19 protein-coding genes are annotated in these 22,535 nt (G+C 65.1%); 12 read left to right on the forward strand and 7 right to left on the reverse strand.

Translation table 11 applies throughout. The features are described 5' to 3' along the window. Positions 1-84: 84 nt before the first annotated feature. On the reverse strand, positions 85-2,328 hold the full coding sequence (locus tag BO1_RS35545) for a TonB-dependent siderophore receptor (RefSeq protein WP_174490621.1): 2,244 nt from the start codon (positions 2,326-2,328) through the stop codon (positions 85-87). Between the two features lie 550 nt (positions 2,329-2,878). On the opposite strand from BO1_RS35545, the gene BO1_RS54080 reads away from it, so the two are divergent. From BO1_RS54080 to BO1_RS35580, 7 genes are all read left to right on the forward strand, one after another. Next, a complete protein-coding gene (locus BO1_RS54080; RefSeq protein WP_043287933.1) occupies positions 2,879-4,261 on the forward strand; it encodes a lysine N(6)-hydroxylase/L-ornithine N(5)-oxygenase family protein in 1,383 nt (460 codons plus the stop codon). Next, positions 4,258-5,529, forward strand: coding sequence for an MFS transporter (locus BO1_RS35555; RefSeq protein ID WP_028221641.1), 1,272 nt, complete (start codon positions 4,258-4,260; stop codon positions 5,527-5,529). The genes BO1_RS54080 and BO1_RS35555 overlap by 4 nt, the downstream gene beginning before the upstream one ends. Continuing rightward, complete coding sequence (locus BO1_RS54085) at positions 5,519-6,163, forward strand: GNAT family N-acetyltransferase (protein WP_156992582.1); 645 nt, start codon at positions 5,519-5,521, stop codon at positions 6,161-6,163. Before BO1_RS35555 ends, BO1_RS54085 begins: the two co-directional genes overlap by 11 nt. Before the next feature lie 14 nt (positions 6,164-6,177). Next, positions 6,178-8,073, forward strand: a complete 1,896-nt coding sequence (locus BO1_RS54090) for an IucA/IucC family protein (protein ID WP_043287936.1) — start codon at positions 6,178-6,180, stop codon at positions 8,071-8,073. 2 nt (positions 8,074-8,075) lie between these two features. Further along, positions 8,076-8,879, forward strand: coding sequence for a siderophore ferric iron reductase (locus tag BO1_RS54095; protein ID WP_043287938.1), 804 nt, complete (start codon positions 8,076-8,078; stop codon positions 8,877-8,879). A gap of 40 nt (positions 8,880-8,919) precedes the next feature. Further along, positions 8,920-10,131 carry an aromatic ring-hydroxylating oxygenase subunit alpha gene (locus BO1_RS35575; RefSeq protein ID WP_028221642.1) on the forward strand — a complete coding sequence of 404 codons (1,212 nt, stop codon included), beginning with the start codon at positions 8,920-8,922 and terminating at the stop codon, positions 10,129-10,131. Positions 10,132-10,235: 104 nt separating this feature from the next. Next, the gene (locus BO1_RS35580; protein WP_028221643.1) at positions 10,236-10,772 is read left to right on the forward strand and encodes a hypothetical protein; all 537 of its coding nucleotides are present in this window, start codon (positions 10,236-10,238) and stop codon (positions 10,770-10,772) included. Between the two features lie 165 nt (positions 10,773-10,937). Here the strand turns inward: BO1_RS35580 and BO1_RS35585 are convergent, their stop codons facing one another. Continuing rightward, positions 10,938-12,065, reverse strand: a complete 1,128-nt coding sequence (locus BO1_RS35585; RefSeq protein ID WP_028221644.1) for an MBL fold metallo-hydrolase — start codon at positions 12,063-12,065, stop codon at positions 10,938-10,940. A gap of 81 nt (positions 12,066-12,146) precedes the next feature. Here BO1_RS35585 and BO1_RS54100 point away from each other — a divergent pair, with 81 nt between their 5' ends. The 4 genes from BO1_RS54100 to BO1_RS35605 all read left to right on the forward strand — a co-directional run bounded on the left by BO1_RS54100 (position 12,147) and on the right by BO1_RS35605 (position 16,482). Further along, positions 12,147-12,761 (forward strand): TetR/AcrR family transcriptional regulator, encoded by a 615-nt coding sequence (locus BO1_RS54100; RefSeq protein ID WP_043287940.1) that lies wholly within the window; start codon positions 12,147-12,149, stop codon positions 12,759-12,761. Between the two features lie 433 nt (positions 12,762-13,194). Continuing rightward, positions 13,195-14,598 (forward strand): GABA permease, encoded by a 1,404-nt coding sequence (gabP, locus tag BO1_RS35595; RefSeq protein ID WP_028221645.1) that lies wholly within the window; start codon positions 13,195-13,197, stop codon positions 14,596-14,598. 193 nt (positions 14,599-14,791) lie between these two features. After that, positions 14,792-15,529 (forward strand): aldolase, encoded by a 738-nt coding sequence (locus BO1_RS35600; RefSeq protein WP_028221646.1) that lies wholly within the window; start codon positions 14,792-14,794, stop codon positions 15,527-15,529. Positions 15,530-15,636: 107 nt separating this feature from the next. Next, complete coding sequence (locus tag BO1_RS35605; RefSeq protein ID WP_043287943.1) at positions 15,637-16,482, forward strand: AraC family transcriptional regulator; 846 nt, start codon at positions 15,637-15,639, stop codon at positions 16,480-16,482. An 80-nt stretch (positions 16,483-16,562) separates the two neighbouring features. Here BO1_RS35605 and BO1_RS35610 read toward each other — a convergent pair whose 3' ends face one another. The 5 genes from BO1_RS35610 to BO1_RS60425 all read right to left on the reverse strand — a co-directional run bounded on the left by BO1_RS35610 (position 16,563) and on the right by BO1_RS60425 (position 22,036). Further along, the gene (locus tag BO1_RS35610) at positions 16,563-17,588 is read right to left on the reverse strand and encodes a helix-turn-helix domain-containing protein (RefSeq protein ID WP_028221648.1); all 1,026 of its coding nucleotides are present in this window, start codon (positions 17,586-17,588) and stop codon (positions 16,563-16,565) included. A 378-nt stretch (positions 17,589-17,966) separates the two neighbouring features. Continuing rightward, a complete protein-coding gene (gene eutC / locus BO1_RS35620; RefSeq protein WP_028221649.1) occupies positions 17,967-18,785 on the reverse strand; it encodes an ethanolamine ammonia-lyase subunit EutC in 819 nt (272 codons plus the stop codon). Then, positions 18,782-20,179, reverse strand: a complete 1,398-nt coding sequence (locus BO1_RS35625; RefSeq protein WP_028221650.1) for an ethanolamine ammonia-lyase subunit EutB — start codon at positions 20,177-20,179, stop codon at positions 18,782-18,784. The genes eutC and BO1_RS35625 overlap by 4 nt, the downstream gene beginning before the upstream one ends. Positions 20,180-20,212: 33 nt before the next feature. After that, positions 20,213-21,646, reverse strand: coding sequence for an ethanolamine permease (gene eat / locus BO1_RS54105; protein WP_043287946.1), 1,434 nt, complete (start codon positions 21,644-21,646; stop codon positions 20,213-20,215). A 216-nt stretch (positions 21,647-21,862) separates the two neighbouring features. Next, a complete protein-coding gene (locus BO1_RS60425; RefSeq protein WP_167338422.1) occupies positions 21,863-22,036 on the reverse strand; it encodes a helix-turn-helix domain-containing protein in 174 nt (57 codons plus the stop codon). Positions 22,037-22,193: 157 nt separating this feature from the next. Between BO1_RS60425 and BO1_RS35640 the strand changes: the two genes are divergently transcribed. Next, positions 22,194-22,514 (forward strand): antibiotic biosynthesis monooxygenase family protein, encoded by a 321-nt coding sequence (locus BO1_RS35640; RefSeq protein ID WP_028221651.1) that lies wholly within the window; start codon positions 22,194-22,196, stop codon positions 22,512-22,514. The last annotated feature ends 21 nt before the right edge of the window (positions 22,515-22,535 follow it).

Genomic DNA, 22,535 nt, shown 5'->3' on the forward strand with positions numbered 1-22,535 from the left:
GCAACGCTTGCGGCCCGCCGCGAATACAAGTTAAGGCCAACGTGCCCAGCGCCCCACCCAAACTCCAGGCTTCAATCCCCTGACTTAAAAATCAATCTTGGCGTTCAAGCTCACGGTCCGCGGATCACCCGGCGCGATATAACTGTCGTACTGGAACATCCAGTACCGCCGGTTCGTGAGGTTGTCGATAGCGGCACGCAGCGTCACGTCGTGACCACCAATGCGCGTCATATAATTCGCGCCCACATTCACGAGCATGTAGCCGCCCGTCTCCAGATCCCCGGCCGGACGCACCTCGGTGTTGCCCGTGTACTTCGCGTCCGCGCCCACCTGCAGACCCGGCACGAACGGCACGTCGTAGGTCACGCGCGCCGCCGCGACGAACTGCGGTGCGCCGGCCACGCGCTTGCCGTTGTACTGCTGCCCCTTCGCATACCACGTATCGAGCAGCATGACATCGCCCGCGACCTGCCAGCTACGACCCAGCCGGACGCTGCCGCCCGCCTCCAGGCCTTCGTAGATCGAATCGCCGTCCTGCGTAAGCACGTTCTGGCTGTTCGCATAGGAGGCGCCGCGCTCGATGCGGAACAGCGCCGCGTTCGCGCTCCAGCTTGCATGCTCGCTCTTGATGCCCACTTCATACTGGCGCGAGCGCAACGGATTGAGCACCGATCCGCCATTTGCATAGTTATCCGCAACAACCTGACCCGGCTCCAGCGACTCCACATAGCTCGCATAGAGCGTGGTTTTCGGCTCGAGCTTGTACATGAGCGCGAAGGTCGGCGTAACGACGCCGTTCTGCCCATAGGCCGAGGTCGTCGCGCCAGATATCGCAAAACCTTCCTGATCGTAGTTCGTGTAGCGCAGGCCCGCGAGTACCGACCAGCGGCTTGTGATCTCGACGGTATCGCTCAGGAACAGCGCCTTCTGGTTGATTTCACTCGTGCGATAGCTCTGCAGGCCGCTGCCCGAGTAGTAGCGCAACAGGTTGGGCTCGTACAGGTTGCCATCGCCCAGCAGGCCCGAGCCCGGAGCCGTCGCCGCCGGATAGTCGTTGGTCTGATGCTGGATCGCCGCACCGAACACCAGTTGATGCGTGAACGGCCCGGTCTTCACCTTGCCCTCGAAGGTGCCCTGCCAGTAGATGTCCTGATTCCTTTCGTCACCGTTCCAGCGGCTGTCCTGATAATCGCCGGCCTGGTTGAGCAGGATGAGCGTGCTTTCGTTGCGGTCGCGCGTCGACTTGGTGTAGCTCGCCGAGGTATTGAAGGTCCAGTCGGGTGCGATCTGGTATTTGACGCCCGCCGTGTAGAGCTGCAGGTTGGTGTTCAGGTGCTGGTCGGTGCCGCCGAGCCAGTTGGTGCCGCCGCTGATCGTCGCCGGCAGGCTCGTGCCGATGTAGCTCGGCGAGACGTAGATCGCCGGCGTCTGACCGCTCGAACGGCTTTGCTGATAGATCGCGTTGAAATAGACGTCGAGGTCGCGCGTGAGTTGCCCGTCGAGCGCGAGTGCCACCGAGTTGCGGTTGATGTCGCCCGCGTTGTAGGTCTTGCCCGCCTCGTGCGTGTAGTTGATGCGCGCGCCGAACATGCCATCGGGGCCGAAGCGGCGGCTCAGGTCGACGTGCTGGCTGAGCACGCCGTCCATCCGGTAGCCGAAGTCGAGGCTCGTGACCGGATCCTGGCCCGGCTTCTTCGTGACGTAATTGACCACCCCGCCCGGCTCCGCGAAGCCATACATGAAGCCGCCGAGGCCCTTGAGCAGTTCGACGCGCTCGAGGTTCTCGTAGGGCATCGTGATGCCGTACGAAATGAACGGATTGCCGTCGATGCGAAAGCCGTTCTGCCAGTCGATGGGCAGGCCGCGAATCGTGATGTAGGTTGCCCACGCGCTATAGGCGTTGCTGTTGTCGGTGACCGAGGCGTCGCCGGCAAACACGTCGCCGAGCTTGTTCACCTGGCGGTCGGCGAGGTCCTCGCCCGTGACCACGGTGGTCGAAAACGGCGTGTCGAGCTGCGAGCGCGTGCCGAGCGCGCCGTTGGACACCGGCGTTTCCAGATGCAGCGGCGAGTCGGTCTCGGCGGCAGCGCTCACCTTCACGGCGGGCAGCGACTGCTCGGCGGCAGCCGGCGCAAGGCCGGAGGCGGCCCCGCCCGTCGTCGCGGCGTTCGCGCCGCTCGGGGGATTGGCCTGCGCGGCAGCGCCCTCACCGGCTGCGGACTGGGCAAAGGCGGACTGGGCCGCGGCGGCAAACGCAAGCCAGGCGGCAATCCGCACTGGACGGTGGAGCCTGCGCCCCGTATGGCGTGTGGTCTGTTGGTTCTTCATATCGGCCGGAGTTGGGGGGGCGCCTCTCGCCCCGAAATATAAATGCGACTCATTCGTATTTCATATCGGGCCGCATCTTAGCAAAGCCTTTCGTCTTTTGAAAGCGTTTCGCATCAATTCGTCAGGGCGACTTGCTCGGCGTCGCGCCAATCTCCCCAACGGCCGCAGGGTCTTTCGTCTGAAGATTTTTCATAAAAAAGCGACTGAAGACGCTTCGCTCGCACGCACCGGGCGCAGTGCGGTCGATCCCGCTCGCGTGCCTGTGCGCTCGGGCTTTCAGGGCCCTGCGCGGTGACGGGGCTTCATGCCTGATGGATCAAGGCGTTCGTTCGGTTTCCTTAGTACCTCGCTTTTCGCTCTTGCCATGGCCGACTGAGTTTCCTATGATTCGCAAACACGAATCGTTCTCATTTACATTGTTCAGACGCCGCTTCGGGCAAACGTTTCCTGCGCCCGGCACCGGTGTCGGCTTTGTGACTGTCCTTCCCGTCTTCGTCCATCGATGAGGTATCGCAACATGGTCCTGTCCGGCCCGAGTGAAAGCTCAATCATGAGTACACCTAATGTCAAACCGAAAACCCATTCACGGCCCGCGCCCGGCTCCGGCGTGCTCGACTTCATCGCCATCGGCCTCGGTCCGTTCAACCTGAGTCTCGCGTGTCTTGCCGAGCCGATCCGCGACCTGCGCGGTCTGTTCCTCGAACGCAACGAGGACTTCGACTGGCATCCCGGCATGCTGATCGACGACACCACGCTGCAAAACCCGTTTCTCGCGGACCTCGTGAGTCTCGCCGACCCGAAGAGCCCGTTCAGCTTCCTCAACTACTGCAAGCAGGAAGGCAAACTCTATGCGTACTACATTCGCGAGCGCTTCTATCTGAGCCGCGCCGAATACAACCGCTACTGCAAATGGGCGATCCGCCAGCTTTCGAGCATTGCGTTCGGCTCGCTCGTGGAGAGCGTGGAATACGTGGAATGCGACGGCGGAGAAGGTCATTACGCAGTGCGCGGGCGCCACGTGCGGACCGGCGCGCCGTTCGTGCACCGCGCGGCGCGACTCGTGATCGGGGTGGGCTCGGTGCCGCAGTTGCCGTCGTGCTGCGAAGAGGCGCGCGAGCACTGCATTCATAGCGCGCACTATGTGGCCCGCAAGCGCGAGCTGCAAAAGAAGCGTTCGATTGCCGTGATTGGCAGCGGCCAGAGCGCCGCCGAGATCTTCTACGACCTGCTCAAGGAAAGCGACGAGCACGACTATGCGCTCACATGGATCACGCGCTCGCCGCGCTTCTTCCAGATGGAGAACACCAAGCTCACGCTGGAGATGATCTCGCCCGACTACATCGACTACTTCTACAACCTGCCGGACAGCGTGCGCGAGGGCATCATCGCGAGGCAGGACAGCCTCTACAAGGGCGTGAACGCCTCGCTCATCAACCAGATCTACGACCTGCTCGACGACCGGCGCAGCCGCGCGAGCCATCCCGCGCGCCTCATCACCAATTCCGAACTCACGGGCTGTCATTACGACAGCAACGAAGCGCGCTTCCAGTTGCGCTTCGTGCAGCGCGACGAAGGCGTGCAGTATACGCATGCGACCGATGGCGCGATCTTCGCGACCGGTTATGGCCAGAACGTGCCGGGCTTCATCGACGGCATACGCGAGCGCATCCGCTGGGACGACAAGGGCCGTTACCGGCTCTCGCGCAACTACGCGATCGACGTGAACGAATGCGACATCTTCGTGCAAAACGCCGGGCTGTACAGCCACGGCCTCACCAATCCCGACCTGGGCATGAGCTGCTACCGCAACTCGTGCATCCTGCGCGAGCTCACTGGCGTGGAGCACTACAAGATCGAGCGGCGCATCGCGCTGCAGGACTTCTCGGTGCCCGATACGGACGCGTTCGTGAAAGCGCCGCTGGAGACGCAATGAATCTGCGCAATACCATCATCCTGATGACGACCTTCGCCGTCGTCAGCGACGCGATCCTGATTCCGTTCTATCCGCAGTTCTTCGCCGCGCGCTACGGCGTCACGAGCCCCGTGCATGCGGGCGCGTACGTGGCGTGCATCTCCATCGTCGTGATGCTCACGCTGCCCGTTTGGGCGCGCATTGCGAAGCGCCTCGACGCCATGCATCTGCTCGTCTACACGCAGTGCGCGGCAGGCGTGCTCTCGGTCGCGAGCTATTTCGCGGCCACGGTGCCGCTTTTCTGGGTGCTCTCGCTCGCGATGTTCATGTGCAAGAGCAGCTATCTGCTGATGTACCCGTACATGATGCGGCTCGAAGCGAAGGCATCGCACGCGCATACCATCGGCGTGCTTTCCGTGGTCGTGCACTTCGGCGCGATTGCGGGCGCCGTGGCGGGCGGCCTCGTGATGCAGGTGTGGGACGCGCATCACTGCATCTTCGCGATGGCCGCCGGCGATTTCGTGCAGATGGCGATCTGCATGCACCTGATCCGTACACATCGCATCGCACGGCGCTGCCGCTTTTGGGTCAATGATGCCGAAGGTGCCGAGGCGCATGCGGTCCGCCCCAGCCTGCGCGAGCGCATGCCGATCTTGCGGCTCGCGCTGCTCATGCTCGCGTTCGACTTCTGCGTGTATCTGATCCGGCCGTTCATGTCGTCGTACTGGCAAGACGTGACCGGCTCGTCAAGCGAGCTTGCCTCCGGCCTCGTGTTTGCGATTCCCGGCATGGTCGCGCTGGCCGCGCTGCGCATCAACAAGCGCCTTGCCGCGCGTGGCAAGCCGCTGCCCAGCCATATGACCGCGAACCTGCTGCTGTGCACGGCGGGCGTGCTGCTGCAAGGCGTGGAGGTGCCGCTCGCGATCGTCGCGGGCCGGGTGATATTCGGCTGGGCGCTGTTCCAGATCGTCGTGAAACTCGACGTGACGATGTTCGCGCTCAGCACCCCGGCTTCCTATGCCGCCGATTACAGCGTCATCAACTTCTTCCAGAACCTGGGCGTGCTGCTCGCTTCGTTCGCGGCGGGCGCGATCGTCGATACGACCGGACTGCGCGCGCCGTTCTTCATCGCATCGGCGGGCCTCCTGGTCACCGTGTTGCTGGGCGCCTGGCTGCTCGATCGCCCCCGCGCCGGTGTATCCGATGTGTCCGATGCGACGCGCCAGCCCGCCGAAAGCGCCCATTCCCGCGACCTCACCGACTCAGGAGTCACCGCCCGTGCGAACTGACATCGTTGCCGAAGAAATCGCGCTGCATTCAGCGCCGCCGCGCGCCGCCAGCCGCGTCTCCGCCGCCTCCCGCGCGCGCCACGCAACGCATTGCGCCAGCCTTGATGGCTTCCAGATCCGCCCGCTCGATCCGGAGCACGACGCGCCCACGCTCCAGCGCTGGTTCGTCGAAGAACGCGCCGCGTTCTGGAACATGCGCGAGAAGAGCGTGAGCGAAGTGGCCGCGTTCTATCGGGCCATCGAAGACTCGGGCCACGCGCGGGCCTGGCTCGGCCTGCGGCACGGCGCGCCCGCGTTCCTCTTCGAGAGCTACGACCCGGCTCACGACGAAGCCGGTGAGCACTACGAGGTACTCGCGGGCGACCTGGGCATGCACCTCTTCGTGGGGCCGGCCAGCACGCCCGAGCCCGGCTACACGCGCCACGTGTTCCGCACGCTCATGACGTTCCTGTTCGAGCAATTGAACGCCGAGCGCATCGTCGTGGAACCCGATGCACGCAACACGCGCATTCATGCGCTCAATCGCGCAATGGGCTTCGTCTACGCCAAGGACGTACCGTTCCGCGAAAAGACTGCTTCGCTCGCGTTCTGCACGCGAGCCGATTTTTACGCTGCCATTCAACAGGACTTCTAAAAGGACGCCACACCATGAACCAACTCCTCGCCCAACCGTCGATGCAACACATCCAGCTCGCGCCGCATGAGGCCGCCGCGCATCTCACACCCGAAGTCTGGCGCGCAGCGAACCGCATGCTGGTGCGCAAGGCCATCGCGGAGTACGCGCATGAACTCATCGTCGAGCCGCAGCGCACCGGAGATGCTCCCGGCGCTGGCTACGCGCGCTACGCACTGGAATCCGACGACGGCACGCGCATCTACACGTTCGAAGCCCGCCTGCTCGCGCTGCGCCACTGGAGCATCCGCCCGGAGACAATCGTCTGCACCGGGAACGGCGCCGAACAGCCGCTCGATGCGCTCGCGTTCATTCTCGACGTGAAAGCGCGCCTTGGCATCAAGGAAGAGATGCTGCCGATCTATCTCGACGAAATCAGCAGCACGCTCTATGGCGCTGCTTACAAAGCGGTGAAGGCCGGTCCCGATACGCCCGAGCTGCTGAGCGCCGACTTCCAGGCCATCGAGACCGCCATGAGCGAAGGGCATCCGGGCTTCGTCGCCAACAACGGACGGCTCGGCTTCGATGCGGGCGACTATCGCGCATTCGCGCCGGAAGCCGCTTCGGCCATCCAGGTGATCTGGCTCGCCGTGCACAAGGACAACGCCGCGTTTCATTGCGCCGAAGACCTCGACTACGAGCGCCTCATGCACGAAGAACTCGGCGCGCAAACCATTGCGCGCTACCGGGCCATCGTCGAGTCGCGCGGCTGCGATTTCGACGACTACCGCCTGATGCCCGCGCACCCGTGGCAGTGGTTCAACAAGCTCTCCATCGCGTTCGCGTCCTACGTGGCGACGAATCGCATCATCTGCCTCGGCTACGGCGACGACCGTTATCTCGCCCAGCAGTCGATCCGCACGTTCTTCAACGTCTCGGACCGCTCGAAACGCTATGTGAAGACGTCGCTGTCGATCCTCAACATGGGTTTCATGCGCGGCCTCTCGCCCTACTACATGTCGGGCACGCCGGCCATCAACGACTTCATCAAGGGCATGGTTCAGAACGACCCGTATCTGCGCAGCAAGGGCTTCACGATCCTGCGCGAAGTGGCGTCGATGGGCTTTCGCAACCGCTATTACGAGGCGGCAGTGCAAGCGGACAGCCCCTACAAGAAGATGTTCTCCGCCTTGTGGCGCGAGAACCCGCTCGCGCTCGCCAGCGATGGCCAGCGCCTCACGACCATGGCCGCGCTGCTGCACACGGACCGCCACGGCCGCGCGCTGCTGCCCGCGCTCATCGAGGCATCGGGGCTCGACGCCGAAGCCTGGCTCGACCGCTACATGGAGGCCTATCTCGCGCCGCTCGTGCATTGTTTCTACACACACGACCTCGTGTTCATGCCGCACGGCGAAAACCTCATCCTCGTGCTCGAAAACCACGTGCCGGTGCGCGCGATCATAAAGGACATCGCAGAAGAATCTGCAATCCTCAATAAAGACGCGAAGTTGCCCGATAACGTGAAACGGCTTGCGGTAGACGTGCCCGAAAACGTCAAGCTGCTGGCGATTTTCATCGACGTATTCGACGGTTTCTTCCGCTACGTGAACCAGATTCTCGTCGAGCACGGCTGCTGCAGCGAGGACGTGTTCTGGAACGCCGTGGCGCGCTGCGTCGCGCGCTATCAGAGCGAGCATCCGGAGCTTGCGCAGAAGTTCGCCGACTACGACCTGTTCGCGCCCGAGTTCCTGCACTCCTGCCTGAACCGGCTGCAACTGGGCAACAACCTGCAGATGGTCAATCTCGCCGACCCCGCCGGCAACCTGAAGATGGCGGGCAATCTGCGCAACCCGCTCGCTGGGCGGCGTGACGTTCAACTGGCGTCGCTCGCGGCAGGCAAGCGCGCTGCCGTCGAAGCGGTAGAAGCCTAAGCATGGCGGCGAACCGCGCACTGGAGGACATGCTGCGGCTCGCCGCACGCCTCGTGCCTGGCTTGCACGGCGTGGTGCTGGCACAACCCGAAGCGCCACCCGCTCTTTCCGTGCAAGAACCGGTCTATGTGTGCCCCGCACCGCGCGCGGACGAAGGCAACCGCGCCGCGCTCGATGCCCTGTCCGCGTACTGGTCCCGGGCCTGGCCCGAGGCTGGGCGCGCCTACTGGGCGTCGCGCTGCTGGGGCATCCTGATCTGGCAGCCTGTGTATTTGAGCGTGATCGGCGTGCATGCCGCGCAGCGCGTGCTCTCGCTCGCCGCCCTCGCGCAACCCGTTTCCGAAGGCTGGACGCGCGAGGTACGGCTGCCCGATCACGCTCCCACCCCAGGCGATACCGAAGAGCTGATCGCGCACGCCGCGCGCGAGATTGCCGCGTGCTGCGCCCAGATCTACGCCGACCTCACGCCCGTGATCCGCGTGAATCCGGCTGCGGCGCGCGGGACACAAGCCGACGTGGTGCTTGCCGCCCTGCTTGCGGCACGCAAGATGCGGCCCGAGTGGAGCGACGCGCAAGTGGATGCGCTCGGGCGCCGGTGGCTTGCCGCGCTCGATATCGAAGGCTGCGGCGGCTACTTCGCGTTCGCACGCACCGACGGCTCGCACTCGCTCGCGCTAGAGCGCAAAACCTGCTGCTACCACTACCGCCGCCGCGACGGCGAAATGTGCAGCACGTGTCCGCGGCTCGCGAAGCACGAACGCATCGTGCGACTGAATGCCGAACGGGACGCCGCGCTCGAAACATGAGCATGCGGGCGCCTGGCGTCCAACCGAAAGGAATCGATCGATGAACGACATCAGCAACCTGACGCATCTCGCCCCGCCGCCCGATGCGACAGCGAGCCCATTGCAACTGCCCGCCAGCGCCTATTTCGACGAGGCGCTGTTCGAGCGCGAAATGGCGCGCATCTTTGCACATTCGGCGCTTTATGTGGGACATGCGCAGTCGGTGCCGGAACCCGGCGACTGGCGCCGCCTGCCGCAGGACGAAGGGGGCCGCATCCTGGTGCGCGATGCGTGTGGCGCGGAAGGCGTGCAACTGCTCTCCAACGTGTGCCGCCATCGGCAGGCGTTGATGCTGGGAAACCTGCCAGCCACGGGCAACGGCAGCAACGACGGCAACGGCGTCGAGACCCTGAACGCCACACACGCGCGCGGCAATCTCAAGGCGACGGGCGGCAACATCGTCTGCCCGCTGCACCGCTGGACCTACGATGCGCGCGGTGACCTGATCGGCGCGCCCGAGTTCGAGCGCAAGCCCTGCCGCAATCTCGAACGCTTCGCGCTACGCCATTGTCACGGACTCCTCTACGAAGGGCCGCGCGATCCGGCACACGACATGGCCAGCGTATTCGCACGGCCCGAGTTCGATTTTTCCGGCTATGTGCTCGACCACGTGGAGACGCACACCTGCAACTACAACTGGAAGACCTTCATCGAGGTCTATCTGGAGGACTATCACGTCGCGCCGTTCCACCCCGGGCTCGGGCGCTTCGTGACCTGCGAAGACCTCGACTGGGAATTCGCCGATACGTACAGCATGCAGCGCGTAGGCGTGCACGCGGCGCTTGCGCAACCGGGCTCGGAGGTGTACCGCGCATGGCACGACCGCCTGCTCGACTATCGCGGCGGCGAGGCGCCCGAGTTCGGCGCGATCTGGCTCGCGTATTTTCCGACCCAGATGATCGAACTGTATCCGCACGTGCTCGTGGTCTCGACGCTCTATCCGAAAGGACCGCAAGAAACGCTCAACGTGATCGAGTTCCACTACCCCGAGGAGATCGCGGCCTTCGAGCGCGAGTTCATCGAGGCCCAGCGCGCCGCGTATCTGGAGACGATGATCGAAGACGACGAGATCGCCGAGCGCATGGACGCGGGACGCCTGCGCCTCGCCCGGCGCGGCGTGAGCGACGCCGGGCCGTATCAGTCGCCGCTCGAGGACGGCATGCGCCATTTCCACGCGTGGTACCGGCGCGCGCTCGCGGGGCCGGCGTTTTAATGCTGGCTTAAGCCTGTGCTCGCATAGTCGAAAGTGACTCCCTCCGGGAGTTGCATGAGTCTTTCGTTTTGATTCGAGCGGTATCGATCGAAGGAGCTACGAAAATGCGATTACGTTCGTACCTGGCACTGGGCGCACTGGCGCTCGTCCCGGTGCTGGCGCTTGCCGGTGAGGCGAGCGCCCAGATGGATGCGCAACACGCCGTGCAGCCGATGTTCGTCAACGTCAATGGCCAGGCCGTGCCGGTGAAAGCCGAGACCCATGTCGTCAACACGGCGGCGGGCCCGATGAAGGTCAGCACGTGGAGCTGGCACAGCCCGCATGGCGGCGCCAGCTTCGAGATGCAGACGAGCACGGGTGGCGCGCCGCCTGCGATCGCGCTGCGGCAGATGCGGGCCGCTCAGGCGCAAATGGTAGCGATGCAGCAGCAAATGATGGCCATGCAACAGCAGATGATGGCGCTCCAGCACGCCGCGTTCGCGGGCGGGTTTGCCGTGCCAGCGCCGCAGCATGTGGTCTTTGCGGTGCCGCTGTGGGCAATGCCGGACCCTGTCGTGATCGTGGAACCGGCGCAGCGCGCCCCGGTACCGGCCGTCGCGCCGGCGGATACGCCGGCACGGTCGCCGGGGATCAAGGCGTAACAGGTTGAGCTTGCCCAACGGCTCGCCTGATTCGTGTTGCCTGTGAAGCCGTCGGCGCTTGTCGGCGGCTTGTTTTTGGGCTGAGGAAACCTGACTCGGCTACGCCATACAGCGCAGAGCGCGTCGACCAACTCCGACCACGCATCGCCAAGGCAAGCGCCCCCTTCACGAATTCGCCTCGCCCTCCTCGCGGCACAGCCATCCACGCGCGCGTCCGCCCGTTGCCACGGCCTCGTCCGCCACCTCGCGCCACCAGCGCTCGCCGCGATGCGGCGCCGCCAGGTCGAGCCGCTCGCCCATGCGCGGCGTCGCCAACGAGACACCACGCGTAAGCGCCAGTCCCGTCACACGCTCGAACGGTTCTTGCCAGCGGTGCATCGCCAGATCGAAGGTACCGTTGTGGATCGGCACGAGCCAGCGGCCGCGCAAGTCGAGGTGCGCCTGCACCGTCTCTTCGGGCTGCATATGCACATACGGCCACTGCGCGTCATACGCGCCAGTCTCGATCAGCGTCACGTCGAACGGCCCAAGGCGCGCGCCGATCTCGCGGAAGCCCTCGAAGTAGCCCGTATCGCCGCTGAAGAACACGCGCAGATCGCCATCGGCGATCACCCACGAGGCCCACAGCGTGCTGTTGCCGTCGAACAGGCTGCGTCCCGAGAAGTGCTGCGCGGGCGTGGCCGTGAACGTCATCCCTTCCACCTCGACGCTCTGCCACCAGTCGAGCTGGCGTATTTTCGCCGCGTCGACACCCCATTCGATGAGCCGGTCGCCCACGCCCAGCGGCGTGAGAAACACGCCCGTGGTGGCGGCGAGCGCGAGCACGGTCTCGCGGTCGAGGTGGTCGTAGTGATCGTGCGAGAGGATCACGCCGCGCAACGGCGGCAGGTTCTCGAGCGCGATGGGCGGCGCGTGAAAACGCTTGGGCCCCATGCGCTTGAACGGCGAAGCGCGCTCGCCGAACACCGGATCGGTGAGCCAGTACTCACCGCGCAGTTTCAGAAGCAGCGTCGAATGGCCGAGCCGGTAGAGGCTGCGATCGGGCGCGGCTTCGAGGTCGGCGCGGCTCAGCGCATCGACGGGCAGCGTGCCCGCCGGCATCGTGCCCTGCGGCTTCCTGAACAGCACGTTCCAGGCGATGCTGAGGCCCTTCGCGAGCCCTTCCACCGGGCGCGGGCGCACATTGTGAAAGCGCGTGCCGTCGTGCTGCGGCGAGCCGCCCGACATGACGCGCGAGCGGCGCGCGGTGGCGAATCCGAGCATGCGGTCGAGAAAATCGGGGATCGATGCCATGGCGTTTTCCGGCAAGAAAAGTAGACTCCACAGTGTAGTTTATTTTGGATAAAAGTAAACCGCCCGGTGTAAAATTCTTGTATGGATCCGAACGCCTCCCCCCAACGCCTGACCGACCGCAAGCGCGCCGCCATTCTCGAGGCGGCCATCGAGGAATTTCTCGCCGCCGGCTACGACGCCACCAGCATGGATCGCATTTCCGCCCGCGCGAACGTCTCGAAGCGCACGGTCTACAACCACTTCCCGAGCAAGGAGGCGCTGTTTGCGGCCATCCTGCATCGGCTCTGGGACGCGAGCGCGGGCAGCGCGCCGCCCGCCTACCAGGCCGGGCAGCCGTTGCGCGAGCAATTGCTGGCGATCTTGCTGCGCAAGCTGCGCCTCATGACCGACGAATCGTTTCTCGCGCTTGCGCGGGTGGCGATCGGGGCGGGCATTCACTCGCCCGAGCGTGCGCGGGACATGGTGGCGCGCCTCGGGCAGCGCGAAGAGGACGTGACCGTGTGGATCCGCGCCGCGGCCGCCGACGGCCGCCTGCGTGTCGACGACCCGCTGTTCGCCGCGCAGCAGTTGCATGGGCTCGTCAAGGCGTTTGCGTTCTGGCCGCAAATCACGATGGGCCAGCCGCCGCTGGGCGAAGACGAGCAGCAGCAAGTCGCGCAAGCCGCCGCCGACATGTTTCTCGCGCGCTACGCGTAACGCACGCGGGCGCTGCACTGCGCCGAATTCGCGCGTTTGACGACACAGCAGGCAAACAAAGCGTAGCGTAGCGCATCGGTCCGGCGCGCGATGCCGCGGTGAACCCAAGTCCGATGCAAGACCAGGACACCTGATCCGTTCGATCCATGCTTCCCATAAAACATCTGCACTCCGAACTAACTAATTGACGTTTTGACCCAATGAGCTGGCGGCGTCGCTTTCGTGCGCAACGTTGGCGCGATCGTGCTATCCGAGGCCATCTCGAATCGGATCTCATCATTCGGGGCGATCTTGAAAAGGCCGATCCCGCGATTTTCTTTATGCGGAACTGCGCCATTATCAAATGCGCATGGATTGACCCTTGACGCCCTTTCATGAGCAAACGAGACTTTGTGCGTTGTACTGCAATCAAGTGCTTGACAATGGAGACGACATGCAGGTATCGAAGGACGCAAAATTAAGCAGTGGACTCAAGCAGCGCCACGTGACGATGATGTCGATTGGCGGCGTGATCGGTGCGGGCTTGTTCGTGGGCTCGGGCCACGCCATCGCCGAGGCCGGCCCGGCGGCGCTGCTCGCCTATGTGTTCGCAGGCACGCTCGTCGTGCTCGTCATGCGCATGCTGGGCGAAATGGCCACGGCGCAGCCCGACAGCGGCTCGTTCTCCACCTATGCCGACCACGCCATCGGGCATTGGGCCGGATTCACGATCGGCTGGCTGTACTGGTGGTTCTGGGTGCTGGTCATTCCGATCGAGGCCACCGCCGCCGCCACGATCCTCAACACGTGGTTTCCCTCCATCGCGACCTGGGTCTATGCGCTCGGGATCACCTTCATCCTGACCGTCACGAACCTCCTCTCGGTCAAGAACTATGGCGAATTCGAGTTCTGGTTCGCGCTCATCAAGGTCGTCGCGATCATCGTCTTTCTCTGCATCGGCGGTGCGGCCATCCTTGGCATCCTGCCGCATTCAGGCGTGTCAGGTGCTTCGCGCCTCGTGGGGAACGGCGGCTTCATGCCGAACGGGCTCGGCGCCGTCTTTGCCGCCATGCTCACCACGATGTTCTCCTTCATGGGCACGGAGATCGTCACCATCGCCGCTGCCGAGTCGCATAACCCGCGGCAGCAGATCGTGCGCGCCACCAACTCGGTCATCTGGCGCATTTCGCTGTTCTATTTCGGCTCGATCTTCGTCGTCACGGCGATCGTGCCGTGGACCGATCCCGGCTTGACGTCGCAGGGCTCGTATCAGCGCGCCATGGAATTGATCGGCGTGCCGAACGCGAAGGCGATCATCGACGTCGTCGTGCTCCTGTCGGTCGCAAGCTGCCTGAACTCGGCCCTCTACACGGCCTCGCGCATGGTCTATTCGCTGTCCGTGCGGCACGATGCGCCCGCGCTGCTGCGCAAGACCGACAAGGCGGGCACGCCGCGCGCAGCCGTGCTCGCCTCTACCGCGTTCGGCTTCCTCACGGTGATCGCGAACTACCTGGTGCCCGAGCAAGTGTTCAGCTTCTTGCTGGCAACCTCGGGCGCCATCGCGCTGCTCGTCTATCTCGTCATCGCGGTCTCGCAGCTTCGGATGCGTGCAAAACTCGACATCGCCAAAGACGGCCCGCAGTTGAAGATGTGGTGCTTTCCGTGGCTGACGTGGGCGGTCATCGCGTTTATCTGCGTCGTGCTGACCGTGATGCTCGTGGGTCAGGACCACAGGATGGAGGTCGGGGCAACGGCCGCCCTCGCGCTCTGCGTTGTCGTGGCGTCGTGGTTGAACCGGCGCTATCGCCGGCGCCAGATGCAAATGCAGCCTGCGCAATCGTCGGCGCGCGTTCAATAAGGCGTATCCGGCTGCGAATGCCGACCCGGCCAGCCCTGCCAGCAACCCGGCAGGGCTGGACAGCAGCGCCACAAGCCAGGACACTGGATGCCGCCGGGCAAGCCCCCCACGCACACGTGCAGCGACGCATCAAGGCTGCAACGATTCTTCGCGAAACCTGAGAACAGCGCTGCCTGGAACAGGAGATGAGAGGATGAACGAGCTTCCAGCCATTTTTCACGATCCAGGCGTCGAGGTCCTGCGCGCCGATCTCGCGCTCGCACTGCGCGCGGCGGCGCATTATGGTCTGGGCGAGGGCGTCTGCAATCACTTCAGCGTGGCGCTTCCCGACGCGGATGGCCTGTTCCTGCTGAACCCGCGCGGCCTGATGTGGAGCGAGGTGGAGGGCGACGATATCGTGATCGTCGATGCGGCCGGCTCCGTGGTGGCCGGCCGGCATGACGTGGAGCCAACGGCCATGTTCATCCACGCCGCGATTCATCGCATCGCGAAGAAGACTTGCGTGCTGCACACCCACATGCCCTATGCCACGGCGCTCACGCTCACCGAAGACTGCGGGCTCGACACCACGCTCTCGCAGAACGCCATGCGCTACCACGGCCGCATCACGCTGGACCGCGACTATAACGGCCTCGCGCTCGGCCCCGAGGAAGGCGAGCGCATCGCGCATGCGCTGGCTGGCAAGGACATCGGCTTCCTCGGCAATCATGGCGTCGTGGTGTGCGGCGAGCGCATCGACTATGCGTTCGACGATCTCTACTACCTCGAGCGCGCCTGCGCCTCGCAAGTGCTCGCACGTTCGACCGGGCGCGCGCTGCGGCCCGTCGCGGCCGACCTCGCGCAAACGGTCGCGAATCAGATGCAGAGCGAGCGATTGCAATCGGAATTGTTCTTCGCTGCCTTGAGGAGAACCCTCCCCGCCAGCGCATAATCGAAGCTGCGGCCGGGCGCTCGATCTTTGCGCCCTGCCACGCGGCCACCACATCCTCGCCGTACGCCATTCGCACCGACTCGCGCCTGTTCGCCCCCGTTCACACCATGCAGAAATCGCGCCCGCCTGCCGCCCATACGCGCAACGTGCTGCAGCACGTGAGCCCGCCGCCGTTCGTCGGCACGCTGCCCGTGCCGGTCTATTTCCGCACCGAGCACATGCCGTCACACGCGCGCTATCCGACGATGCGGCATCCGTGGGGCGAATTCGTCTATTCGTTCAGCGGCATCACGGAGGTCACGACCGGCGATGAGTACTTTCTCGCCCCGCCGCACATGGGCCTGTGGATCGCACCCGGCACCGAGCACATCGGCTTCAATCATGCGGAGACCGTGCACTGCTCGGTCTATATCAGCCGCGAACTGTGCACCGCGATGCCCGCGCAAACCTGCGCGATGATGGTCTCGCCGCTCGTGCGCGCGATGCTCGACCATCTGCGCGGGCTGCCGCCCGCCGGACACGACGGTAGCGAGTCGCCTTCGCGCGCGCGCCTGCTGCGCGTACTGGTGGACCTGCTCTCCACTTGCGCGACGACGGGCAGCTATCTGCCCCACGCGGACAACCCCGAGTTGAACGCCGTGCTCCAGGTCTTCCACGACAATCCCGCCGACAACCGCCCGCTCGCCGAACTGGCCGCCGCGTTCCATATGAGCGAGCGCACGCTGATACGCCACGCGCAGCGCGAGCTGGGCATGTCGCTGACCGAATGGCGCGCACGCCTGCGTCTCGTGAGCGCGTTGCCGCTCCTGCAGGCCGGGCGCAGCGTGGAGTCCGTGGCGCTCGATCTGGGCTATGCGACTTCGTCGGCGTTCATCGCGATGTTCCGGCGCCTCACGGGCACGAGCCCGGGGAAATTCGTGGCCCGCCCCGCGAATATTCAGGTATCCGGATGAAATTACGCGCAAGGCGCAATTGAAGATTGAGTATTGAGGCAAGGCGCGCGCCGCGCCTTGCACGGCTGCGCCCGATACGCTCAAGCGGCGCGCAATGCCTCCGAGGGCCGCATGCCGAACATGCGCCGATAATCCGTCGCGAACTGGCTCAAATGCCAGAAGCCCCAAGCGGCGGCCACGTCCTGCACCGAGCCGGCCGTGCGCCCGCACAGGTCGCGGCGCGCACCGTTCAGGCGCAGCGCGCGCAGATAGGTCGCGGGCGCCATGCCGAGCACGTCCTGAAAGCAGTACTGCAGCGTGCGGCGGCTCACGAGCAATTGCTCGCAAAGCTCGGGCACACCCACCGGCCGGGAGCGATGCGCAAGCACGTAGTCGCGCGCCTGCGCGACGATCCAGCGCCGCCGCGAGGCTTGATCGACGCTCACGTCCGCCTGGGCATCGTCGGCCGTGCATGCGTCGAACAGCGCCGCCAGCAGTTCGGCCTGCAGGTCGTTGCGCGCGAAGTCCGAGAGCGGCGCAAGCGCGTGAGTTGTGCCGTCCGCGTCGCTCAGGCGCTGCGCGAGCAGCGCGCACAGATGCGCGAGACGCCCAGCCCCCGCCTGCACGATGGGGGTATCGGGCAGCCGCGCGTCCAGCGGCATGCGTTCGACGGTCTGCGCGTAGTGGCGCAGCACTTCGCCGCGCACCACCACGCCGTAGATCGAGAACTGCGCGGGGGTGACCAGTTCGAATTCCACGTTGCCGGGCCGCATGGCGAACGCCTGGGCGCCGAACGGCTGCGCGTCGATGCGCGCCTGCCGGTCGCGCGCGGCGGGAATGCCGAACCAGTACGCGTCGCCGCGCACCTCGCAGGCCTGACGCAGCGTGTGGCTCGTGGTCTCGCAGAAGACCTTCATGGTGTCGAGCGGAATCTCGGTGAGCGTGCCGACGAAGCGGCCCGCCGCGAGCTGGTCGTAGGTCTGCCGCCAGCCGACGAGATTGCGTGCCTGTTCATCGGCGTCGTGCGCGACGCTCACCACGGCGTGCCCTGCCGGCGCGTGCGCACCCTGCGCGCTCAGGCGCGTGTCTTCGGCCGTCTGCTCCAACGGCGTGGCCGTGTGATCCATGGGGTTCTGAACCATGGGGTGCCTCCTTGCGCAACCTGTCTGTCGAAACGATTCGCGCAGGAGATGCAATTTCCGCGCCAGAGCGTGCGGCCATGCGGGGATGGCTCGCGGCGCGCGCGGCGGCGCATTGCGCGCTCCGCGTCAAGCGGCGGGTGCGCAACGGCGGCGCACCGCGCTCGCTTCGATGTTCAACAAATGCGCATTATCGGCGCAGCGCCGCATGCACACCAATGCGGTGCAACCATAGGTTGACGCACGATTGTGGCGCGAATGCGGGGCGCGAACAGGCGCGCGCGGCGCACGAATCGGGGTGCGCTACGCCATGGGGCGGGATTGCAATGCTCGCGACAGGCTTGCAACAGGCTCACGCAGGCGGGACTAAACGGATTCGATCCGCTCCGCCTCATGGGCTCCAGGCAGGAGCGCGTCGCTGTCGTCCTTGAGGCCCACGCCGGTCAGCCCGAGCCGCCGCGCATGCGTGAGCAGATAGTGGAGCTTGTGCGCGGCCCCCTCGTACGGCAGGCCCTCGGGCCGCACGTTCGAGATGCAGTTGCGCATCGCATCGTGGCAGCCCACCTTCGGCGCCCAGGTGAGGTATACGCCCAGGCTGTCGGGCGAGCTCAGGCCTGGCCGCTCGCCAATCAGCATCGCCACGAGCTTCGCCCCCAGCAATTCGCCAATCTCGTCGCCAAGCGCGACGCGCGCCTGGCGCGCCACCACCACGGGCCCGACACGCCAGCCGCGGCCCGCCGCGGCATCGGCGTCCAGACGCTCGCGCACGGCCCGCAACAGCGGCAAGGCCTGCTTCGCGGCGGCAAACGCAGAGAGCCCGTCGCCGACCACGAACACAATGTCGGGACCCTCTTTGCCTTCATGGCCCGCGCGGCCCGCATCGGCCAACGCCGCGCGGCTCTCGTCCGAGAGCCGCCGCCCGAGATCGGGGCGCCGCAGGTAGTGATCGCGGTCGGGCGCGGCGCTCGCCGCCCCGAGTGTCGCAAAGCCCGCGCCCTCCAGCTCGCGCCGCAGCGCCTCGGCGTCGAGCGGCTGATGCACGGCATCGCGCGCCTGCGCGTGCGAGAGATTGAACGCGAGCAGCGGCGCGGTCGGCAGGCCGTTGCCCGCGCGGCCCAGCGCGATGCGCGCGTTCGTGAACGCCTTGAGGCCGGCCCACGGATTCTTTTCGACGGCGTCGCTCATGCGCTCACTCCCATCCATTCGTGAGCGCCCGCGAGCAACGGCACGCGCGGCGAGGCGGGCAGCAGCGCGCCTTTCGCATCGGCGATCTCCATCGTCTCCAGCCATTCCTCGAACTCGGGCGCGCGCCGCAGCCCGAGCAGATCGCGCACATAGAGCGCGTCGTGAAACGAGGTGCTCTGGTAGTTGAGCATCACGTCGTCGGCGCCCGGAATGCCCATGATGAAGTTGATGCCCGCCGCGCCCAGCAGCGTGAGCAGCGTGTCCATGTCGTCCTGATCGGCTTCGGCATGGTTCGTGTAGCAGATATCGCAACCCATCGGCACGCCTAACAACTTGCCGCAGAAATGGTCTTCGAGTCCCGCGCGAATGATCTGCTTGCCGTCGTAGAGGTATTCCGGGCCGATGAAGCCCACCACCGTGTTCACGAGGAACGGCTCGAAGCGGCGCGCGACGGCATAGGCGCGCACTTCACAGGTTTGCTGATCGACGCCGTAATGCGCGTTGGCCGAAAGCGCGCTACCCTGCCCCGTCTCGAAGTACATGAGGTTGTTGCCGACGGTGCCGCGCTTGAGCGAGAGCGCCGCCTCGCGCGCCTCGCCGAGCAGCGCGAGCGAGATACCGAAACTCGCGTTGGCCTTTTCCGTGCCCGCGATCGACTGGAACACGAGGTCCACGGGCGCACCCTTCTCGACGGCCGCGATCGTGTTGGTGACGTGCGTGAGCACGCACGATTGCGTCGGCACGCGGTAGCGCTCGCGAAAGCCGTCGATCATCGTGAGCAGCTTGACGATGGCGGAGAGGCTGTCGGTGGCCGGATTGATGCCGATCATCGCGTCGCCGCAGCCGTACATGAGGCCGTCGAGCATCGAGGCGGCAATGCCCTTCACGTCGTCGGTGGGATGGTTCGGCTGCAGGCGCACCGACATGCGTCCGGGCAACCCCACCGTGTTGCGAAAGCGCGTGACCACGGGGCGCTTTTTCGCCACCGCAATGAGGTCCTGATTGCGCATGAGCTTCGAGACCGCCGCCGCCATCTCCGGCGTGATACCCGGCCCGACGCGTTCGAGCGTCGCGCTGTCCGCCTCGGGCGAGAGCAGCCAGTTGCGGAAATCGCCCACCGTGAGATGCGAGATCGGCGCGAACGCCGCCATGTCGTGCGTATCGACGATCAGGCGCGTAACTTCGTCCTCCTCATAAGGCACCAGGGCCTCGCTCAGGAAGGTCTTGAGCGGCACGTCGGCGAGCGCCATCTTCGCGGCGACGCGCTCCTCCTCGCTCGCCGCCGCCACGCCCGCGAGCTGGTCGCCGCTGCGCAGCGGGCTCGCCTTGGCGAGCAAGGTCTTGAGGTCCGCGAAACGGTACGTGCGCGGACCGATCGTCTCCGTATAGGACATCGCTTCAGCTCCAGTCTTGCATTTTGCACCCGCTCATTCTTCGAGCAGCACGCCTTGGGGCTCGATCGGCGCATCCGTCTCGAGGTCCGGCTGGGCGCTCGAAGCCGCGTCGCGCTGGGTGCGGGTCGCCAGGAAATAAGCATAGCCCACTGCGAGGAACAACACGAAGATCAGGGCCACGAGCGCGTTGTAATAGACCATGGTGGCGAGGCACACGACCGCGGCGACGAGCGCGAAGGCCGGAAACAGCGGATAGAGCGGCGCGCGGAACGGCCGTTCCATGTTGGGCCTCGTGCTGCGCAGCTTGAAGAGCGCCGCCATGCTGATGATGTACATGACGATGGCGCCGAACACCGACATCGTGACGATGTTCGCGGTGAGCGTCTGGCCGGCGAACTGGATCAGCTCGTCGCTGTAGATGGCCGCGATGCCGACCACGCCGCCCGCGAGGATCGCGCGATAAGGCGTCTTGAAGCGCGGATGCACCTTGGCGAGCCAGGCGGGCAGATAGCCTTCGCGGGCCAGCGCGAAGATCTGGCGCGAGTAGCCGAGGATGATGCCGTGGAACGACGCGACGAGCCCGAACAGACCGAGCCACACGAGCATATGCATCCAGCCGCTGTGCTCGCCCACGATGTACTTCATGGCCTGCGGCAGCGGGTCGTTGATGTTGGCGAGCTTGGTCCAGTCGCCCGCGCCGCCCGCGAACACCATCACGCCAACAGCAAGGGCCACCAGCGTGAGAATGCCGGTCACGTAGGCAATCGGAATCGAGCGCTTGGGGTTCTTCGCTTCCTCGGCGGCCATGGCCACGCCTTCGATGGCGAGGAAGAACCAGATCGCGAACGGAATGGCCGCGAACATGCCATGGAAGGCGCCCATCGAGAAGTGATCGTTGCCCGACCAGCCGCCCTTCAGGAAGTGCGCCCACGCAAAGCCCGGCGACACCACGCCCATGAACACGAGCAGCTCGAAGATCGCGAACAGCGTGACCACGAGCTCGAAGGTCGCGGCAATCTGCACGCCCACGATATTGAGCGCCATGAACACGAGATACGCGCCCATGGCGGCGTGCTTGGGTTCGAGGCCCGGAAACTGCACGTGCAGATACGCGCCGATGGCAAGCGCGATGGCCGGCGGCGCGAACACGAATTCCACGAGCGTGGCCGCGCCGGCGAGATAGCCGCCGGCCGGACCGAACGCGCGGCGCGCGTAGGCGAAGGGGCCGCCCGCGTGGGGAATCGAGGTGGTGAGCTCGGTGAAGCTGAAAATGAAGGTGGTGTACATCGCCGCCACGAACACCGCCGTGACGACGAAGCCCAGCGTGCCGGCCGTCGCCCAGCCGTAGCTCCAGCCGAAGTATTCGCCGGAAATCACGAGCCCGACAGCAATGCCCCACAGCTGCCAGGTGCCGAGCGTCTGCTTGAGCGCTGGCGCGGCGCCGTGGCCTTTCGAGTCTGCCTGCATGGTGTTTTCTCCTCCAGGATGGCCCGCGCGGACAGAGCCGCATGGGATGTTGGAGACCATGCTAGAGAGTCATTAAACGACGTGTTATCGAAAATCGGCAATTGCGCGAAACTTTCGTTTTGCCTACGCAGCATCGGCCATTGAGCGATTCAACCCTTGAATGTCCTGGTCCGGACACGAAAAACCGCCCGAAGGCGGTTTGTGAACTGCGTAACATCAGGCGGCAATGGAGACCGGAGGGAAGAACACCGCAGGACTGATTCTGAATCGTTGAGCGAGCAACCCAATTTGGCGCGTGTTCAGCTCTCGCTTGCCGTTGAGAATCTCCGAGATAACACCCTGGCTGCCGATCTCAGGTAGATCGCTCTGCTTCAGGTTGTGTTGATTCATCAGCGCTGCCCGAGCGGGAACGCCGCTTGCTCCTTGCCGGCAAACCATTCGATAATTGGGCGGCTCATTGCGTAATAGCCGCGAAAGAAACTGCGCGAATCATCCGAATGAGACCGCTCCATTCATCGAAGACCGCCACACACTAAAGGAATGCCGCATGTACATCGCCATGAATCGCTTCAAGGTCGCGCTGGGTTCGGAAGCCGCGTTCGAATACGTCTGGAAGAACCGCGACACGCATCTGAAAGAAGTGCCGGGCTTCGTCGAATTTCATCTGCTCAAAGGCCCGCAGCGCGAAGACCACGTGCTCTACGCGAGCCACACGATCTGGGCCAACCACGCCGCGTTCGAAGCGTGGACGCGCTCCGACGCCTTTCGCGCCGCCCACCGTAACGCGGGTAATGCCGGCCAGAGCCGCCCGACCTATCTGAGCCATCCCGAGTTCGAAGGCTTCGAAGTGGTGCAGACCGTCAAATGACGCCCTGCCGGGCGCGCGAGG

The organism is Paraburkholderia oxyphila NBRC 105797, from assembly GCF_000685075.1.
Taxonomy (GTDB): domain Bacteria; phylum Pseudomonadota; class Gammaproteobacteria; order Burkholderiales; family Burkholderiaceae; genus Paraburkholderia; species Paraburkholderia oxyphila.

What these genes read in the sequence shown, in the direction of transcription:
- BO1_RS35545 (WP_174490621.1), bottom strand. Translation starts at nt 2,328, where the DNA reads ATGAAGAACCAACAGACCACACGCCATACGGGGCGCAGGCTCCACCGT.
- BO1_RS54080 (WP_043287933.1), top strand. Translation starts at nt 2,879, where the DNA reads ATGAGTACACCTAATGTCAAACCGAAAACCCATTCACGGCCCGCGCCC.
- BO1_RS35555 (WP_028221641.1), top strand. Translation starts at nt 4,258, where the DNA reads ATGAATCTGCGCAATACCATCATCCTGATGACGACCTTCGCCGTCGTC.
- BO1_RS54090 (WP_043287936.1), top strand. Translation starts at nt 6,178, where the DNA reads ATGAACCAACTCCTCGCCCAACCGTCGATGCAACACATCCAGCTCGCG.
- BO1_RS54095 (WP_043287938.1), top strand. Translation starts at nt 8,076, where the DNA reads ATGGCGGCGAACCGCGCACTGGAGGACATGCTGCGGCTCGCCGCACGC.
- BO1_RS35575 (WP_028221642.1), top strand. Translation starts at nt 8,920, where the DNA reads ATGAACGACATCAGCAACCTGACGCATCTCGCCCCGCCGCCCGATGCG.
- BO1_RS35580 (WP_028221643.1), top strand. Translation starts at nt 10,236, where the DNA reads ATGCGATTACGTTCGTACCTGGCACTGGGCGCACTGGCGCTCGTCCCG.
- BO1_RS35585 (WP_028221644.1), bottom strand. Translation starts at nt 12,065, where the DNA reads ATGGCATCGATCCCCGATTTTCTCGACCGCATGCTCGGATTCGCCACC.
- BO1_RS54100 (WP_043287940.1), top strand. Translation starts at nt 12,147, where the DNA reads ATGGATCCGAACGCCTCCCCCCAACGCCTGACCGACCGCAAGCGCGCC.
- gabP (WP_028221645.1), top strand. Translation starts at nt 13,195, where the DNA reads ATGCAGGTATCGAAGGACGCAAAATTAAGCAGTGGACTCAAGCAGCGC.
- BO1_RS35600 (WP_028221646.1), top strand. Translation starts at nt 14,792, where the DNA reads ATGAACGAGCTTCCAGCCATTTTTCACGATCCAGGCGTCGAGGTCCTG.
- BO1_RS35605 (WP_043287943.1), top strand. Translation starts at nt 15,637, where the DNA reads ATGCAGAAATCGCGCCCGCCTGCCGCCCATACGCGCAACGTGCTGCAG.
- BO1_RS35610 (WP_028221648.1), bottom strand. Translation starts at nt 17,588, where the DNA reads ATGGATCACACGGCCACGCCGTTGGAGCAGACGGCCGAAGACACGCGC.
- eutC (WP_028221649.1), bottom strand. Translation starts at nt 18,785, where the DNA reads ATGAGCGACGCCGTCGAAAAGAATCCGTGGGCCGGCCTCAAGGCGTTC.
- BO1_RS35625 (WP_028221650.1), bottom strand. Translation starts at nt 20,179, where the DNA reads ATGTCCTATACGGAGACGATCGGTCCGCGCACGTACCGTTTCGCGGAC.
- eat (WP_043287946.1), bottom strand. Translation starts at nt 21,646, where the DNA reads ATGCAGGCAGACTCGAAAGGCCACGGCGCCGCGCCAGCGCTCAAGCAG.
- BO1_RS60425 (WP_167338422.1), bottom strand. Translation starts at nt 22,036, where the DNA reads ATGAATCAACACAACCTGAAGCAGAGCGATCTACCTGAGATCGGCAGC.
- BO1_RS35640 (WP_028221651.1), top strand. Translation starts at nt 22,194, where the DNA reads ATGTACATCGCCATGAATCGCTTCAAGGTCGCGCTGGGTTCGGAAGCC.